General features: G+C 67.7%; 14 protein-coding genes. 2 read left to right on the forward strand and 12 right to left on the reverse strand.

What is annotated here, in order from left to right; genetic code table 11:
* Positions 1–72: 72 nt before the first annotated feature.
* From rpsG to OCQ_RS21925, 3 genes are all read right to left on the reverse strand, one after another.
* A complete protein-coding gene (gene rpsG / locus OCQ_RS21915) occupies positions 73–543 on the reverse strand; it encodes a 30S ribosomal protein S7 (protein WP_008260850.1) in 471 nt (156 codons plus the stop codon).
* A complete protein-coding gene (gene rpsL, locus OCQ_RS21920; RefSeq protein WP_007767794.1) occupies positions 543–917 on the reverse strand; it encodes a 30S ribosomal protein S12 in 375 nt (124 codons plus the stop codon). Before rpsL ends, rpsG begins: the two co-directional genes overlap by 1 nt.
* 257 nt (positions 918–1,174) lie before the next feature.
* Positions 1,175–1,819, reverse strand: coding sequence for a TetR/AcrR family transcriptional regulator (locus OCQ_RS21925; protein WP_008260853.1), 645 nt, complete (start codon positions 1,817–1,819; stop codon positions 1,175–1,177).
* A gap of 196 nt (positions 1,820–2,015) precedes the next feature.
* Here OCQ_RS21925 and OCQ_RS21930 point away from each other — a divergent pair, with 196 nt between their 5' ends.
* Positions 2,016–2,393, forward strand: coding sequence for a DUF3060 domain-containing protein (locus OCQ_RS21930; protein ID WP_014381131.1), 378 nt, complete (start codon positions 2,016–2,018; stop codon positions 2,391–2,393).
* Between the two features lie 29 nt (positions 2,394–2,422).
* Positions 2,423–2,884, forward strand: coding sequence for a DUF3060 domain-containing protein (locus OCQ_RS21935; RefSeq protein WP_044059221.1), 462 nt, complete (start codon positions 2,423–2,425; stop codon positions 2,882–2,884).
* Between the two features lie 39 nt (positions 2,885–2,923).
* Here OCQ_RS21935 and OCQ_RS21940 read toward each other — a convergent pair whose 3' ends face one another.
* The 9 genes from OCQ_RS21940 to OCQ_RS21980 form a co-directional block, all read right to left on the reverse strand.
* Positions 2,924–3,691 carry a crotonase/enoyl-CoA hydratase family protein gene (locus OCQ_RS21940; RefSeq protein ID WP_014385816.1) on the reverse strand — a complete coding sequence of 256 codons (768 nt, stop codon included), beginning with the start codon at positions 3,689–3,691 and terminating at the stop codon, positions 2,924–2,926.
* Positions 3,688–4,407 (reverse strand): PaaX family transcriptional regulator C-terminal domain-containing protein, encoded by a 720-nt coding sequence (locus tag OCQ_RS21945; protein ID WP_014385817.1) that lies wholly within the window; start codon positions 4,405–4,407, stop codon positions 3,688–3,690. Before OCQ_RS21945 ends, OCQ_RS21940 begins: the two co-directional genes overlap by 4 nt.
* Positions 4,408–4,409: 2 nt before the next feature.
* Positions 4,410–5,348, reverse strand: coding sequence for a crotonase/enoyl-CoA hydratase family protein (locus tag OCQ_RS21950; protein ID WP_008260861.1), 939 nt, complete (start codon positions 5,346–5,348; stop codon positions 4,410–4,412).
* A complete protein-coding gene (locus tag OCQ_RS21955; RefSeq protein ID WP_008260863.1) occupies positions 5,345–6,973 on the reverse strand; it encodes an acyl-CoA dehydrogenase family protein in 1,629 nt (542 codons plus the stop codon). The genes OCQ_RS21950 and OCQ_RS21955 overlap by 4 nt, the downstream gene beginning before the upstream one ends.
* Before the next feature lie 47 nt (positions 6,974–7,020).
* Positions 7,021–7,860 carry an extracellular catalytic domain type 1 short-chain-length polyhydroxyalkanoate depolymerase gene (locus OCQ_RS21960; protein ID WP_008260865.1) on the reverse strand — a complete coding sequence of 280 codons (840 nt, stop codon included), beginning with the start codon at positions 7,858–7,860 and terminating at the stop codon, positions 7,021–7,023.
* Between the two features lie 27 nt (positions 7,861–7,887).
* Complete coding sequence (locus tag OCQ_RS21965) at positions 7,888–8,643, reverse strand: deoxyribonuclease IV (protein WP_008260869.1); 756 nt, start codon at positions 8,641–8,643, stop codon at positions 7,888–7,890.
* A 158-nt stretch (positions 8,644–8,801) separates the two neighbouring features.
* A complete protein-coding gene (locus OCQ_RS21970; RefSeq protein ID WP_009957074.1) occupies positions 8,802–12,752 on the reverse strand; it encodes a DNA-directed RNA polymerase subunit beta' in 3,951 nt (1,316 codons plus the stop codon).
* Between the two features lie 44 nt (positions 12,753–12,796).
* Positions 12,797–16,315: a DNA-directed RNA polymerase subunit beta gene (gene rpoB, locus OCQ_RS21975; RefSeq protein ID WP_085977595.1), complete on the reverse strand. Its 3,519-nt coding sequence runs from the start codon at positions 16,313–16,315 to the stop codon at positions 12,797–12,799.
* A 406-nt stretch (positions 16,316–16,721) separates the two neighbouring features.
* Complete coding sequence (locus OCQ_RS21980) at positions 16,722–17,732, reverse strand: ABC transporter ATP-binding protein (RefSeq protein ID WP_008260873.1); 1,011 nt, start codon at positions 17,730–17,732, stop codon at positions 16,722–16,724.
* Positions 17,733–17,843: the final 111 nt, after the last annotated feature.

The following is a 17,843-nucleotide window of genomic DNA, read 5'->3' on the forward strand; positions in this document are numbered from 1 at the left end:
CCCACTCTTTCGATTGCTTAATTGCTGTCTGTCGCGGTCAGGCCAGCGCCCCGGCGCGCGGGCCGCAAAGACCTACCAGCGGTAGTGCGCGAAGGCGCGGTTGGCCTCGGCCATCTTGTGGGTGTCCTCGCGTCGCTTGACGGCGGCACCCAGGCCGTTGCTGGCATCCAGGATCTCGTTTGCCAGGCGCTCGACCATGGTCTTCTCCCGGCGTTGCCGCGAGAAGCTGACCAGCCAGCGCAGTGCCAGCGTGGTGGACCGATCCGGACGCACCTCGACCGGCACCTGATAGGTGGCACCACCGACGCGGCGGCTGCGCACCTCCAGGGCGGGCTTGACGTTGTCGAGAGCACGCTTGAGCGTGATCACGGGATCGGTGCCCGTCTTGTCCCGGGCTTGTTCGAGCGCACCATAAACAATGCGCTCGGCGAGCGATTTCTTCCCCTGCAGCAGGACTTTGTTCACCAGCTGGGTGACCAGCTGCGACCCGTAGACCGGGTCGTTGACCAACGGGCGCTTCGGCGCGGGCCCCTTGCGCGGCATCAGCTCTTCTCCTTCTTGGCGCCGTAACGGCTGCGAGCCTGCTTGCGGTTCTTGACGCCCTGGGTGTCGAGCGAACCGCGGATGATCTTGTACCGGACACCGGGCAGGTCCTTCACCCGGCCACCACGCACCAGCACCATCGAGTGCTCCTGCAGGTTGTGTCCCTCGCCGGGGATGTAGGCCGTCACCTCAACCTGGCTCGTCAGCTTCACGCGGGCGACCTTCCGAAGAGCGGAGTTCGGCTTCTTCGGGGTGGTGGTGTACACGCGGGTGCATACGCCACGGCGCTGCGGGCTGCCCTTGAGGGCCGCGGTCTTGACCTTGGCGACCTTGTCCCGGCGACCCTTGCGGACCAGCTGCTGAATGGTTGGCATCTACCGGCTTTCTCTGTTCGTGTTCGGCATATTTCTGGCGTCTTCAAGTCTGTGTACTGCAGTTATGACCGTCCGCTTCACCCCGCGGCCGGGTGTGTCGCATGCGCTGCGCACCGGACGTAAGTCCGATGCATGGTGGACACGCGAATTCGCCCGGCATTCACTTCCTTACGGTTAGGCGCCGTAAGCCGCCAGGCACGAGGAACCACAATACCCGCCGCCGGTCTCGCAGGTCAAAGCGGCGATCGCAAGGGGGCCTAGCCCCTGGCGCCGTCGTGGGCGGTGCGCCGTTCCAGACCCGCCGCCAGGCGCAGCACCATGTCGGAGAACAACACGTCGGTGTCGATGTCGTCCATGACGCCGGTCATCTCGAGCAACACGAAGCCATGCATCGCGGACCAGAACTCCAGCGCGGCGTGGAAGGCTTCGGCGCCGTCTAGACCGTAGGAGGACAGCACGGCGATCACCGGGGCGGCCGCGCTGCGGGTCGCCGCCGCGTACTCGGCGTCTTCGCCACCCAGCGGCATCCGGGTGAAGGCCGAGTAGCGGCCCGGGTGGTGGTGGGCGTAGCTGCGGTACGCGCCGGCCATGACGAGCACCGCGTCGTCGCGGGCGCGGCCCTCGCCCACCCGGTTGAGCATCATGATGATGTCGTCGATCACCCGGATCCGGACCGCCCGGCGCAAGTCCTCCAGGCTGTCCACGTGGTTGTACAGCGACGGCCCCTTGGTGCCCAACTGCGTCGCCAGCGCGTTGATGGTCAGGGCGTCCCAGCCCTCGCGGTCCAGGAACGTCAGCGCGCCGTCGATGATCCCTTCCCGGCTGAGCTTGGTCGGGCGCGAACCGGGCCGTCCCGCGCGTTGGCGCCCGGCCGCCGACGGCGATTCCGGTTGAGCTGCCATGGCGGTCGCCCTTCGATCGCGGGAACGGGTTGCGGTTAACTAATGACTCTAGTTGACGCCCGGTCAGACATTAATCTCCCCGCAGGGGCATGAGCGCCCGGCAAACCAAAAGAAAATCTGCCATCGGGCGGGCGAATGCACGTAATGTCATGCTTGGCTCATTCGAGCAGACGACCCGTCCAAGAGGGGGCCCGCAGTGAAGTGGACAACTGTCGCCGGGTCGTTGGCCACGTGCGCCGTCGCCGTCGTCGCCGGTTTCGCCGCCGTGCCGGGGCTGGCGCAGGCCAAGAACGGCGACACCCATGTCATCGGGGAGGACATGGAGCAGACGGTCGACTGCAACGACGCCACGCTGCTGGTCAACGGCTCGTTCCTGACGGTCACCGCGCTGGGCAACTGCTACGCCGTGACGGTGATGGGTTCGTCGAATGTCGTTATCGCCGACTCGGTTTCGCACGACATCACGGTGTACGGCCACGACCAGACCGTGCTCTACAAGGGTGGTCAGCCGTTCCTGTGGGACCGGGGCCGCGAACTGGGCATGACCAACCGGCTCCAGCAGGTGCCGGGCTGAGGCACCATACCGAGGGGAATCAAACAACGATGCGTGTGCACACCTTCGCCCTGGCACCGGCCGCCGCGATCCTGGTGCTGGCCGGCTGCAGCTCGACGGCCAACCCGCCGGCGGGCTCCTCCTCCACCACCACGACGAAGAGCAGCCCGACGACCAGTGCCGGCGCCGCGCCGACGACGGGATCGAGCGGAGCGAGCACCACCGCGTCCCTCGAGATCGGCAACACGGTGAACTACGGGTCGATGGGCACCACCACCAACCTCGACTGCGCCACCGGCAAGTCGCTGAACGTGGCCGGTTCGGACAACACCCTGACCGTCACCGGCAGCTGCTCGACGGTGAACATCGGCGGCACCAACAACAAGATCACCCTCGACAAGGTCGAGAAGCGCATCACCGTGCTCGGGATGAACAACACCATCACCTACAAAGACGGCGATCCCAAGGTCGATAACCTCGGCTCGGACAACACGATCAACAAGGGCAGCTGACCGGCGGCTCACCGGCCTTGATCGGCGGCTAACGCGCCCTCAATCGGCGGCCGCGCCGTGACGCCCCGCGCCGGCGGCGAACCGCCCGGCCCCTTCGTTCGCCTCGGCGGCGACCCGGGAGATGCTGGCGAATTCGAAGTCGAGCGCCTCGGATTCCGTTGCCCCCCATTGGTGTAGCGCCGAGAGCCGGTCCGAGCGCAGGCACTGCTGCGGCAGCGCCGACAGTTGTGCCGCCAATTCCTCTGCGGCCCGGCGCGATTGGCCCTTGGGGACCACCCGGTTCGCCAGCCCGATGGCCTGGGCTTCGTCGGCGGCCACGGCGCGGCCGGTGAGGATCATGTCCATCGCGCGGCTGTGGCCGATCAGGCGCGGCAGCCGCACCGTGCCCCCGTCGATCAGGGGAACACCCCAGCGCCGGCAGAACACCCCGAACACGGCGTCCTCCTCGACCACCCGCAGATCACACCAGATGGCCAACTCGAGGCCGCCGGCGACGGCGTAGCCGCTGACCGCGGCGATGACGGGCTTGGACAGCACCATCCGCGTCGGGCCCATCGGGCCCGGGCCACTCCGGTGCACGGCGTTGGCGTCGGGTGTGCCGAACGCCTTCAAATCGGCTCCGGCACAGAATGTCCCGCCGTCGCCCCACAGCACGGCGACCGACGCGGTGTCGTCGCGGTCGAACTCCTCGAACGCCGCATAGAGCGCGGCGGCCGTCGGGCCGTTGACCGCGTTGCGCGCCCCCGGCCGGTCGATGATCACGGTGGTCACCCGGCCGTTGCGCTCGACGCGCACCGGATCGCTCATCTCGCCTCCGCACATAGTGGTTCGCGCCGCCGCAGCAGCTCAGCGGCGAAGTCATGGTAGGCCGCCCGCAGCCGGGCCCCGGGCCAGTCGGCCGGCAGGAGTTCGTCGGGCAGGACCGGGTCGGTGAGCAGGTGCCGGACGGTCGCGGCGGCCACCACGAAACGGCCCGGAATGTCCGGCGCGGCGGCCATGTCGTCGAGCAACCGGTGCCCGGCCCGTGCCCAGGCGGGCAGGTCCCACAGCTGCGCGGCCAGCTCGGCGGGGTCGCCGTCGCGCGCGCGCAGCACCCGGACCCTGGCGGTGACGTCGGGGCCCAGCTCCGCGTCGATGTTGTCGGGGCGCATCCACACCCCCTCGCGCAGCTCACCAAAACGCTTGTCGTGCATGGCGGTTCGCAGCGCGGCCCGGGTGCGTGCGTCGTCCCCCACGCTGGTCACGACCAGGGTGACCCACTCCCCGCGCCAGGGACGCACGCGCGGGTCGATGGCATCGTCCTGGCGCCGCTGGCGGGCGAGCAGGCGGTCCGAGAGCTGGTAGCCGTCGGCGTTGCGGACCAGGTCGCCCGCGCCGACCATCCGGGTCAGCGCCACTCGCAGCGTCGACTCCTTGATGCCGAAATCGGAAGTGAGCCTGACCAGTTCGCTGGCGCGGGCGCGCGCCGGGTGGGCGCCGAGCAGCACGCTGAGCACCACCGACCGCGCCGTCATGTCCGGCATCGCTACACCCCGGACGCCCGGCGGCCGTGGTCGCCGAAGGGTTCGTCGCGATGCCGCACCGCCTCACGGAATCCGTGCTCGACCGCGTCGGCGACGAACGCGTGGCCCTCGGGCGTGTGCCGGGCGACGCCGTCGAACACCGTGCTGACCATCCTGCTGGTGGCCACACCCTGTTGCAGCAGGGCGGAATTCAGCGCGAGCTTGACCATGATCAGCTGGTTGACCGGCACCGCGGCGATCCGCTCGACCAGCCGCTCGGTGCGCTCGTCGAGGTCCGCCGGATCCGGCGCCTCGACCGCCCATCCCCACTCGGCGGCCTGCGCGCCGGTGATGCAATCGCCGGTGAACAGCAGCCTTTTCGCGCGCGCGTCGCCGAGCCGGTGCGCCCACAGGCCGGCCGCCGGCACGCCCCACACCCGGGTGGGCGGGTAGCCGATCTTGGCGTCGGCGGCGGCGATCACCTGGTCGGCGTGCAGCGCGATGTCGGTGCCCCCGGCCACGCAGTAGCCGTGGATCTTGACCACCGTGGGCTTGTCGGCGTGCATGAGGCTGGAAAAGCCTCGCACGAAGCGGCTCATCATCTGGTAATCGATCATCGGGTCCCACGGCTGATCCGCCAGATGGTTGACCGCCTGGGTCTTTCCGTCCAGCACGGTGCCCGCGTACGCGCCGGTGCCGCCGGCCGACCCGGTGCGGTCGGCGTAGGCGCTCAGGTCGAATCCGGCGCAGAATCCCTCGCCGCGACCGGACACCAGGATGACGTGCACATTCGGGTCGAGGTCGGCGCGCTCCACCAGCGCGGAGAGCTCCAGCGGCGTGTCGGCGACGATCGCGTTGCCCTTCTCCGGCCGGTTGAACGTGATCCGGGCGACCCGGTCGGTGACCTCATAGGTCATCGTCTTCAGGTTGTCGAAGTCGACCGGCCTGATCGCGTGAGTCATCCCTTTACTAGAGCACGCTCGAGAATCGGCGCGAGGTCGAGCCCGTCGGGCATGGTGCCGAACGCGCCGCCCCACCGGCGGTCGAGCCGGGTCGTCAGGAACGCCTCGGCGACGGCGGGGTGCCCGTGGCGCACCAGCAGCGAGCCCTGCAGCGCCAGGCAGATGTCCTCGGCGACCTTGCGGCCGCGGTAGGCGATGGACTCCAGGTTGGCCAGGTCGGCGCGCAGCCGCGCGACATGGTTGCCCAGGCGCGGGTCCTGGCCCGCGCTCTCGGCGATTTCGTCGAACAGCACCTCGACGCATTCGGGACGAGTCGCCATGGCGCGCAACGTATCCAGCGCGCTGACGTTGCCCGAACCCTCCCAGATGCCCATCAGCGGCGCCTCCCGGTACAGCCGCGGCATGCCGGAGTCCTCCACATAGCCGTTGCCGCCCAGGCATTCCAGGGCTTCGGCGGCGTGCGGGGTCGAGCGCTTGCACACCCAGTACTTGCTGGCGGCCAGGCCGATCCGGCGCAGCAGCGCCTCGGTCTCGTCGCCGCGCACCGCCTTGTCGGTGGCGCCGGCCATCCGCATCGCGACCATGGTGGCCGCCTCCGCCTCCACGGCCAAATCGGCCAGCACGTTGCGCATCAGCGGCTGGTCAATGAGATAGGCGCCAAACGCCTTTCGGTGCTGGGCGTGGTAGATCGCGCGGGTCAAACCGGTGCGCATGCTGGTGGCGCTGCCCAGCGTGCAGTCCAGCCGGGTGAGGTTGACCATCTCGATGATGGTCGGCACGCCGCGGCCCTCCTCGCCCACCAGCCACGCGATCGCGCCGTCGTACTCGACCTCGCTCGAGGCGTTGGCGTGGTTGCCGAGCTTGTCCTTGAGACGCTGCAAAAACATCCGGTTGCGGGTGCCGTCGGGCAGCACGCGCGGCAGCATGAAGCACGACAACCCTCCGGGCGCCTGCGCGAGCACCAGGAAGATGTCACACATCGGCGCCGAGGTGAACCACTTGTGGCCCGTCAGGCTGTAGGTGCCGTCGGCGTTGGGGGTGGCCTGCGTGGTGCCGGCGCGCACGTCGGAGCCGCCCTGCTTCTCGGTCATCGACATGCCCGCCGTGATGCCGGGCTTGGCGGTGGCCGGCCGGAGTTCCGGGTCGTATTCGCGGGAGGTCAGCAGCGGCTCGTAGACCTGGGCCAGCTCGGGGTTGTAGCGCAGCGCGGGCACCACGGCATACGTCATCGAAATCGGGCAGACGTGCCCCGGTTCGACCGTCCACACCGAGGTCTTGGCGGCCCGCACGACGTGCGCACCCGGCCGCTCGTCGGCCCAGGGCGCGGCGTGCATGCCGTGTTCGATCGCCGCGCGCATCAGCTCGTGGTACGCCGGGTCGTATTCGACCTCGTCGATCCGGTGACCGTTGCGGTCGTGGGTGTGCAGGATGGGCCGGTTGCGATCGGCGAGCTCGCCCCAGCGCTGCGCCTCGCGGCTGGCCGACAGGGCGCCGACCTCGTTCACCTCGTCCAGGCCCCACTGCCCTCCCTCGCGAATCAGGGCCTCGATGAGCACCGCCGAGGTGGCGGGGTTGTGGTCTTCCAGGGGCGGGACCTGGTTGGTGACGACATGGGTGTCCGACATGGGATCAATGTTACATTTTTCCGACAGTTGCACAAGAGCTGTAATGATCAGCGCGGGTGCGCGGCGAAGAAGTCCCACAGTTCTCGCGTCGCGAAGTCGGGCCACTCGTGGTCGCCGTGGTCGACCGTGATGAGCACGACCCCGCGACCCTCGGCGCATCCCGCGGTCGAGGTGGTGATCGGGCCGTCGGTGGTGGCCGACGGGGCGCCGCACTGATCGACGTTGCGCCAGAAGGCATTCACGTTCGGCACGGGCGGGCCGTTGATCACGCTGTAGCCCGGTCCGCCGCCGTAGGGCACCAGCTCGTCCGCGGTGCCGTGAATGTGCATGACCGACATCGGATGCGGCGTGCGGCAGGAGTTCAGCTGGGTGCCCGCGACCGGACCGATCGCGGCGAAGATCTCCGTGGTGCAGGCCAGCGTGTAGGACATGATGCCGCCGTTGCTCATGCCGGTGGCATAGACCTTCGCGGTGTCGATGCCGACGTTCTTGGCGATGTCGGCGACGGCCGCGCTGATGAAACCGACGTCATCCACGCCCTCTCGTCCGGACCGGCCGCAGCAGGTTTGGCCGTCGACGTTCCAGGCGTGGTCGAGGCCGTCAGGGTAGGCGACGACGAACTTGCCCGAATCGGCCAAACCGTCCCAGTGGTAGTCCTTTTCGGCTTCCCTGGCGCTTCCCGACACGCCGTGCATCATGACCACGAGCGGGGCCGAGGCCGCCACTCCCGCGGGCTTGTACAGCCGATAGCTGCGATCGAGATCGCCGACCTTGAGGTGGTGGACGCTGGTGCCGGTCACGAAGCCCGTCGGCGCGTTGGCGACTCCGGGAAAGCAGCCCGCGAGCACCAGGACGACACCCGAGATCGTGGCCAGCCGGCGCAGCATGGATCAAAGGTAAGCGCTGGCCCGCGCTCAGCCGCCCGTTTTCTCCCGCAGGAACGCGATGTCGTCCTTGCGGCCCTCGTCGGCGGTTTCGCAGATCACCGGGGCGTCGGCGGCCTTGACCACCGCGGCGAGCAGCTCGGGATCGATCTGGCCGGTGCCGAAGTTGGCGTGCCGGTCGGCGCCGGAGCCCGCCGCGTCCCTCGAGTCGTTGCAGTGCACCAGGTCGATGCGGCCGGTCAGCGCCTTGATGCGGTCGACCGCGTCGATCAGCTGCTCGCCGGCGGCCCAGGCGTGGCAGGTGTCCAGGCAGAACCCAATTCCCTTGTCGCCGATGTGATCCCACAGCCGGCCGATGGTGTCGAAGTGGCGGGCCATCGCGTGGTCGCCGCCGGCGGTGTTCTCCAGGTAGACCGGCACGTCCGTTTCCAGGTAGTCCAGGGCCTTGACCCACCGTTCGAAGCCGGCGTCCATGTCGTTGTCGTCGGCGTGGCCGCCGTGCACGATCACCGCCGTCGCGCTGATCGCCGCGGCCGCGTCGCAGGTGTCCTGCAGGATCTTGCGCGACGGGATGCGGACCCGGTTGTTGGCCGAGGCCACGTTGATCAGGTAGGGCGCGTGGATGTAGAGCGGGATGGTCGACGCCTTGAGCGCCTCGGCGTCGTCACGCGGCTTGGGCTTCTTCCAGCTCTGCGGGTTGCCGAGGAAGAACTGGACGACGTCGGCGCCGTCGGCCTGCGCGGCGGCCAGCGGGTCATCCTGGTGGACATGCGAACCGATGAGCACGGTGGCCAGTGTAGTGAGGGGTCCTGACGGCGGCGAGAGTGCGGCTGGCCGCACACCCGAGTCCGAACGTGCGGCTGGCCGCACACCCGACCGGCTCGGCGTCCCACGCAACGACAAAGCCCCGGGCGAAACCCGGGGCTTTGTCGTTGTCGCAGAAACTACCGGTAGTCGCTGTAGCCGTAGTCGTCCAACGGAACCGCGGCGCCGGTGGCCTGGCCGAAGTCCGGGCTGTAGTACTGATCCTCGTAGGACGGGATCGTGTACGCGGCGGCCCGGGCCTCCTCGGTCGGCTGCACCTGGATGTTGCGGTAGCGGTTGATGCCGGTACCGGCCGGGATCAGCTTTCCGATGATCACGTTCTCCTTCAGACCGTTGAGCTTGTCGCTGCGGCAGTTGATCGCCGCATCGGTCAGCACTCGCGTGGTCTCCTGGAACGACGCCGCGCTCAGCCACGAGTCGGTGGCGAGGCTCGCCTTCGTGATACCCATCAGCACCGGACGGCCGGCGGCGGGCTCGCCGCCCTCGGCCACCACCCGGCGGTTCTCCGCCTCGAACTCCGCGCGGTCGATCAGCGAGCCGGGCAAAAACTCCGTCGAGCCCGAGTCGATGATGGTGACGCGGCGCAGCATCTGGCGAACGATCACCTCGATGTGCTTGTCGTGGATCGACACACCCTGCGCGCGGTAGACCTCCTGGACCTCGCGGACCAGGTGGATCTGCACCTCGCGGGGGCCCTGCACGCGCAGCACCTCGTGCGGGTCGGCCGAGCCTTCCATCAGCTGCTGGCCCACCTCGACGTGGTCGTTGTCGGAGAGCACCCGCTCGGAACCGTCTTCGTGCTTGAACACGCGCAGCCGCTGCCGCTTGGAGAGCTTGTCGTACACGACCTCCTCGCTCCCGTCGTCGGGAACGATGGTGATCTTGTAGAAGCGCTCGCCCTCCTCGAGGCGGACCCGCCCGGTGACGTCGGCGATCGGCGCCTTGCCGCGCGGGATGCGGGCCTCGAACAGCTCCTGGACCCGGGGCAGACCGCCGGTGATGTCCTCACCGACACCACCCTGGTGGAACGTCCGCATGGTCAGCTGCGTACCGGGCTCACCGATGGACTGGGCCGCGACGATACCGACGGCCTCGCCGATGTCGACCAGCTTTCCGGTGGCCATGGACCGCCCGTAACAGGTCGCGCACACCCCGGTGCCGGTGGTGCACGTCAGCACCGAGCGCACCTTGACCTGCGTGATGCCGGCCGCCAGCAGCGCCTCGATCTCCGGGTCACCCAGGTCCTCGCCGCGAGCGACGACGACCTTGCCGGCCTCGTCGACCGCGTCGGTGCCCAAAGTCCGTGCGTACGCCGAGGTTTCGATGTACGGGTCGCGGATCAGGGTGCCGTCGGGCTGACGCTCGGCCAGCTCGACGACGATGCCCCGCTCGGTCTCGCAGTCGTGCTCGCGGACGATGACGTCCTGGCTCACGTCCACCAGACGACGGGTCAGGTACCCGGAGTCGGCGGTACGCAACGCGGTGTCCGCCAGGCCCTTTCGGGCGCCGTGGGTGTTGATGAAGTACTCCAGCACGGTCAGGCCCTCGCGGAACGACGACTTGACCGGACGCGGGATGAACTCACCCTTGGGGTTGGTCACCAGACCCTTCATGCCGGCCAGCGTCCGGGTCTGGGTGAAGTTACCCGTGGCACCCGAGTCGACGATCGTGATGATCGGGTTGTCGGCCGGGTAGTGCTCACGCAGCGCCTGACCGACCTCGTCGGTGGCTTCCTTCCAGATCTCCACCAGCGCCTCGTTGCGCTCGTCGTGGTTCAAAGCGCCACGCTGGAACTGCTTTTCGACCTTTTCCGCCCGCTCCTCGTACTGGTCGAGGATCTCCTTCTTGCGCGGCGGCACGAGCACGTCGGCCATCGACACGGTGACACCGCTGCGGGTCGCCCAGTAGAAACCGGCGTCCTTGAGCTTGTCGACGGTCTGCGCGACCACGATCATCGGGTAGCGCTCGGCCAGGTCGTTGATGATGGCTGCCTGCACCTTCTTGTGCATCTGCTTGTTCACGAACGGATAGCCCACCGGCAGCAGCTCGTTGAACAGCACCCGGCCCAGCGTGGTCTCGGCCATCCAGGCGTCCCCCGGCTGCCAGCCGTTGGCGCCGAACAGCTCGGCCTCGATCTCGGCGGGCGGGCGCAGCTGGGTCAGCCGCACCTTGATCTTGGCCCGCACCGACAGCACGCCACGGTCGGACGCCATGATCGCCTCGGCCGGTGAGGAGTACACCCCGACCTCGGGCTCGTCCTTGGCGGCGGGCTTGAATTCGCCCAAGGCGGCGTCGACCTCGGTGGTCAGGTAGTACAGCCCGGTCACCATGTCCAGACGCGGCATGGCCAGCGGACGGCCCGACGCGGGCGACAGGATGTTGTTCGAGGACAGCATCAGGATGCGGGCCTCGGCCTGCGCCTCGGCGGACAGCGGCAGGTGCACCGCCATCTGGTCACCGTCGAAGTCGGCGTTGAACGCCTCACACACCAGCGGGTGCAGCTGAATTGCCTTGCCTTCCACCAGCATCGGCTCGAAGGCCTGGATACCCAGCCGGTGCAGGGTGGGCGCGCGGTTCAGCAGCACCGGGTGCTCGGCGATGACCTCTTCGAGGACATCCCACACCTGGGGACGCTGGCGCTCCACCATGCGCTTGGCGCTCTTGATGTTCTGCGCGTGGTTGAGGTCGACCAGCCGCTTCATCACGAACGGCTTGAACAGCTCCAGCGCCATCAGCTTGGGCAGACCGCACTGGTGCAGCTTGAGCTGCGGGCCGACCACGATGACGCTGCGGCCCGAGTAGTCGACACGCTTGCCGAGCAGGTTCTGACGGAACCGGCCCTGCTTACCCTTGAGCAGATCGGACAGCGACTTCAGCGGGCGGTTACCGGGTCCGGTGACCGGGCGGCCGCGACGGCCGTTGTCGAACAACGCGTCCACGGACTCCTGCAACATCCGCTTCTCGTTGTTGACGATGATCTCGGGCGCGCCGAGGTCGATCAGCCTCTTGAGGCGGTTGTTCCGGTTGATCACCCGGCGGTACAGGTCGTTGAGGTCGCTGGTGGCGAACCGGCCACCGTCGAGCTGGACCATCGGGCGCAGTTCCGGCGGGATCACCGGGACGGCGTCGAGCACCATGCCCATCGGCGAGTTGCCCGACTGCTGGAAGGCGGCGACCACCTTGAGCCGCTTCAGGGCGCGAAGTTTCTTCTGCCCCTTGCCGTTCCGGATGACGTCGCGCAGGATCTCGGCCTCGGCGTCGATGTCGAAGTTCTCGATCAGCTTCTGGATCGACTCCGCGCCCATGGCGCCGGTGAAGTACTCACCGAAGCGGTCGATCAGCTCGCGGTAGAGGTTCTCGTCGACGATCAGCTGCTTGGGAGCCAGCTTGGTGAAGGTCGTCCAGATCTCCTCGAGCCGGTCCAGCTCACGCTGGGCCCGGTCGCGCAGCTGACGCATCTCGCGCTCGCCGCCGTCGCGGACCTTGCGGCGCGCGTCGGCCTTGGCGCCCTCGGCCTCCAGCTCGGCCAGGTCGGCCTCGAGCTTCTGGGCGCGGGCCTCCAGGTCGGCGTCGCGCTGGTCCTCGATGGCCTTGCGCTCCACCATCATTTCGGCCTCGAGCGTCGAGAGCTCGTTGTGGCGCATCTCCTCGTCGACCGAGGTGATGACGTAGGCGGCGAAGTAGATGATCTTCTCGAGATCTTTCGGCGCCAGGTCGAGCAGGTACCCCAGCCGCGACGGCACGCCCTTGAAGTACCAGATGTGCGTGACGGGCGCGGCCAGTTCGATGTGGCCCATCCGCTCGCGACGCACCTTGGCGCGGGTCACCTCGACGCCACAGCGCTCACAGATGATGCCCTTGAAGCGGACGCGCTTGTACTTGCCGCAGTAGCACTCCCAGTCGCGAGTCGGTCCGAAGATCTTCTCGCAGAACAGGCCGTCCTTCTCTGGCTTCAGCGTGCGGTAGTTGATCGTCTCCGGCTTCTTGACCTCGCCGTAAGACCATTGCCTGATGTCCTCCGCGGTGGCCAGACCGATCCGGAGTTCATCGAAGAAGTTGACGTCGAGCACGTAACTCCCTTTCCCCTTGCGGGTTTAGTAACTGAAAACGTTTGTTAGGCGAGGTCCTCAACGGACGCGGATTCGTTGCGGGACAAGTTGATTCCCAGGTTCGCCGCGGCCCGTTCGAGGTCCTCGTCCTCGCCTTCGCGCAACTCGATCGCCGCGCCGTCCGAGGACAGCACCTCGACATTGAGGCACAGCGACTGCAGTTCCTTGAGCAACACCTTGAAGGACTCGGGGATACCCGGCTCCGGGATGTTCTCGCCCTTGACGATCGCCTCGTACACCTTGACCCGGCCGACGGTGTCGTCGGACTTGATGGTCAACAGCTCCTGCAGCGTGTACGCCGCGCCGTAGGCCTGCATCGCCCAGCACTCCATCTCACCGAAGCGCTGGCCACCGAACTGCGCCTTACCGCCCAGCGGCTGCTGGGTGATCATCGAGTACGGGCCGGTGGAGCGGGCGTGGATCTTGTCGTCCACCAGGTGGTGCAGCTTCATGATGTACATGTAGCCGACGGTCACCGGGTACGGGAACGGCTCGCCGCTGCGGCCGTCGAACAGCACCGACTTGCCGTCGCCGTCCACCATGACCTCGCCGTCGCGGTTGGGCAGCGTGCAGGACAGCATGCCCGCAAGCTCCTCCTCCTTGGCGCCGTCGAACACCGGCGTCGACACGATCTGGTCCGGCTGCGCGTGCCGCAGCTCCTCGGGCAGGTTCACCGCCCAATCGGGTGAGCCCTCGATGTTCCAGCCGGACTTGGCGACCCACCCGAGGTGGGTCTCCAGGATCTGGCCGATGTTCATCCGTCGCGGCACCCCGTGGGTGTTCAGGATGATGTCCACCGGAGTGCCGTCCGGCAGGAACGGCATGTCCTCCTGGGGCAGGATCTTGCCGATCACACCCTTGTTGCCGTGCCGTCCGGCCAGCTTGTCGCCGTCGGAGATCTTCCGCTTTTGCGCCACGTAGACGCGGACCAGCTCGTTGACACCGGCCGGCAGCTCGTCGTCGTCCTCGCGGGAGAACACCCGGATGCCGATGACCTTGCCGGACTCACCGTGCGGCACCTTCAGCGAGGTGTCGCGGACCTCGCGGGCCTTCTCGCCGAAGATCGCCCGCAGCAACCGCTCCTCCGGGGTCAGCTCGGTCTCACCCTTCGGGGTCACCTTGCCGACCAGGATGTCGCCGTCGCGGACCTCGGCGCCGATGCGCACGATGCCGCGCTCGTCGAGGTCGGCCAGCACCTCGTCGGAGACGTTCGGGATGTCCCGGGTGATCTCCTCGGCGCCCAGCTTGGTGTCGCGGGCGTCGATCTCGTGCTCCTCGATGTGGATCGAGGTGAGCACGTCCTCCTCAACCAGACGGTTGGACAGGATGATCGCGTCCTCGTAGTTGTGGCCCTCCCACGGCATGATCGCCACGAGCAGGTTCTTGCCCAGCGCCATCTCGCCGTTCTCGGTGCACGGACCGTCGGCGATCACCTGGCCGGCCTCGACGCGGTCGCCCGCGTCGACGATCGGCGACTGGTTGGCGCAGGTGCCGTGGTTGGACCGCTCGAACTTGCGCATCCGGTAGGTGTGCCGGGTGCCGTCGTCGGCCATCACGGTGATGTAGTCGGCGGAGACCTCCTCGATCACCCCGGCCTTGTCCGCGACGACGACGTCGCCGGCGTCGATCGCCGCGCGCAGCTCCATGCCGGTGCCCACCAGCGGCGCCTCGCTGCGCACCAGCGGAACCGCCTGGCGCTGCATGTTGGCGCCCATCAGGGCACGGTTGGCGTCATCGTGCTCGAGGAACGGGATCATCGCGGTGGCCACCGACACCATCTGGCGCGGCGACACGTCCATGTAGTCCACCTCGGACGAGGGCACGTACTCGACCTCGCCCGCCTTCCGGCGGACCAGGACGCGCGACTCCTCGAACCGGCCCTTGGCGTCGATCGGCGAGTTGGCCTGCGCTACGACGTGGCGGTCCTCCTCGTCGGCGGTCAGGTAGTGGATCTCGTCGGTGACCACACCGTCGACCACCTTGCGGTACGGGGTCTCGATGAACCCGAACGGGTTCACCCGCGCGTACACCGACAGCGAGCCGATCAGACCGATGTTGGGACCCTCCGGGGTCTCGATCGGGCACATCCGGCCGTAGTGCGAGGGGTGGACGTCACGGACCTCCAGGCCGGCGCGCTCACGGGACAGACCGCCGGGGCCCAGCGCCGAGAGGCGGCGCTTGTGGGTCAGACCGGACAGCGGGTTGTTCTGGTCCATGAACTGGCTCAGCTGGCTGGTGCCGAAGAACTCCTTGATCGCGGCGACGACCGGCCGGATGTTGATCAGGGTCTGCGGCGTGATGGCCTCGACGTCCTGCGTGGTCATCCGCTCGCGGACGACGCGCTCCATCCGCGACATGCCGACCCGGATCTGGTTCTGGATCAGCTCACCCACGGTGCGCAGGCGGCGGTTGCCGAAGTGGTCGATGTCGTCGGTCTCCACCGGCACCTCGATGCCGCCGGGGACGGTCATCGTGGGCTGGCCCTCGTGCAGGCGCACCAGGTACTCGATGGTGGCGACGACGTCTTCCTCGGTCAGCGTCGAGCTGGTGATCGGCTCGCCCGCGTGCAGGCCGAGCTTCTTGTTGACCTTGTAGCGGCCGACACGCGCCAGGTCGTAGCGCTTCTCCTTGAAGAACAGGTTCTCCAGCAGGGTCTGCGCGGACTCCTTGGTCGGCGGCTCGCCCGGACGCAGCTTGCGGTAGATGTCCAGCAGCGCCTCGTCGGTGCCGGCGGTGTTGTCCTTCTCCAGCGTCGACATCATGATCTCGGAGAAGCCGAAGCGCTCGGTGATCTGCTCGTTGGTCCAGCCCAGCGCCTTGAGCAGCACGGTGACCGGCTGGCGGCGCTTGCGGTCGATGCGCACGCCGACGGTGTCGCGCTTGTCGACGTCGAACTCCAGCCACGCGCCCCGGCTGGGGATCACCTTGACGCTGTGCAGCAGCTTCTCGGTCGACTTGTCGATGGTCTCGTCGAAGTACACACCGGGCGAGCGGACCAGCTGGCTGACCACGACGCGCTCGGTGCCGTTGATGATGAAGGTGCCCTTCTCGGTCATCATCGGGAAGTCACCCATGAACACCGTCTGGCTCTTGATCTCGCCGGTGTTGTTGTTGATGAACTCGGCCGTGACGAACAGCGGGGCCGCGTACGTCATGTCCTTGTCTTTGCACTCGTCGACCGGCGCCTTGACCTCGTCGAAGCGCGGGTCGGAGAACGACAGCGACATCGAGCCGGAGAAGTCCTCGATCGGCGAGAGCTCCAAGAGCACCTCTTCGAGGCCGCCCACCGGGGTGACCCCCGGCTTGCCGTCGCCGCGCGCGGCGGCCGCCTCGCGCCACCGCGGCGCGCCGATCAACCACTCGAAGGAGTCGATCTGCACGTCAAGCAGGCCCGGAACCTCGAGGGGCTCGCGGAGCTTGGCGAAGGAAACTCGGTTGGGCGCTCCGGGCACGGAGCCGTTCGACGAACTTCCGTTAGAGGAATTTTGTGGGCGATCCGTCTTGCTCTGGCGGAAATCAGCCAAGATGCATCCTTCCAGCACCTCGTGCGACTCACGAAGGCCGGGACCACCGGCCAGCTCGCCGCGAATTGTGTCGGTTCGGCCGGCGAACGAACTGTCCGGATCTCACGCGCGCAACTAAAGAACTAAGCCACGTAGGGGGCTCAGGCTTAGACCACGGTGTCAGGTGGCGGGTGAGGTGGGCAGGAGGTAGCCAGCGCAACGTCCAACAATAGCGCAGGACGGCGCATTCCTCAACTTCCCAGCCCTGGGGGTCCAGGGACATCGACGCTGGCTGGCGATCTCGACTTCCCTCGGACTGTTCAGGTACATGCTGCCCAACAGACTGGCTCGTTTAGGGCCCGTCGTCAAGAGGGCGGGCCGGGAGTGTTACGCGGAGTTATCACGGAACCCGCCGGCCCGGCGCCCCTCATTCGCCGATCTCGTGTGCGCGGTACCGGTGGGTGCCTTCGAGGTCGTCGAGGATGGCGGTCTGAGCGGTCTTGGGCAGGGTGTGCAGGATCTCGCGCACCCGCGCCTGGCGGCGGGCGACGGCCTTGCGTTCCGGCATGCCGGGCGATGCGACGATCTGCGGCGGCACGCCCTCGATCTCCTCTACACCGCCCGCATGCTGTCCGGCGTCCAGCGCCGCCTGCTCCTCGGCCATGGTCGCTTCGTCCTTTTCCTCCGACATGCCGATCGGCCCGATGCGGCGGCCGTTGAGGAACTGCCGCACGACCGGCTCGTCACTGGTCAGCAGCACCTCGCGGGGGCCGAACATGACCAGCTTGCGGCGGAACAGCATGCCCATGTTGTCCGGCACCGTGCGGGCGATGTTGATGTTGTGCGTGACGATCAGCACCGTGGCGTCGATCTGGGCGTTGATGTCGAGGATCAGCTGGCTCAGGTAGGCGGTACGAACCGGGTCCAGACCGGAGTCGGGCTCGTCGCACAGGATGATCTGCGGGTCCATCACCAGGGCGCGGGCCAGGCTGGCGCGCTTGCGCATACCGCCGGAGATCTCACCGGGGAACTTCTTCTCGTCGCCGCCGAGGCCGACCAGGGTCAGCTTCTCCATGACGATGTCACGGATCTCGCCTTCCTTCTTCTTGGTGTGCTCGCGCAGCGGGAAGGCAGCGTTGTCGAAGAGGTTCATCGACCCGAACAGCGCGCCGTCCTGGAACATCACGCCGAACAGCGTGCGGATCTCGTAGAGCTCCTTGGCCGAGCACTGCAGGATGTCGGTGCCGTCGATGACGACCGAGCCGCGCTCGGGGCGCAACAAACCGATCAGTGACTTCAGGAAAACCGATTTGCCGGTACCCGACGGCCCCAGCAGGACGCTGACCTCCCCGGCGGGGATTTCCAGCGTCACGTCTTCCCAGATTCTCGAGGAACCGAAGGACTTCGTGAGTCCATTCACCTCGATTGCGACGCCCATGGGAAATCCTTCCGTCGACACTCATGCCTGCCACCTGCCCTTTTGTGTGGCATGAGTCACTGTAGCGCACGCCTGCCACACGGCATCAGGGTTGCGGCACACAGCGGGGAA

The sequence above is a fragment of the Mycobacterium paraintracellulare genome, from assembly GCF_000276825.1.
Lineage (GTDB): Bacteria > Actinomycetota > Actinomycetes > Mycobacteriales > Mycobacteriaceae > Mycobacterium > Mycobacterium intracellulare.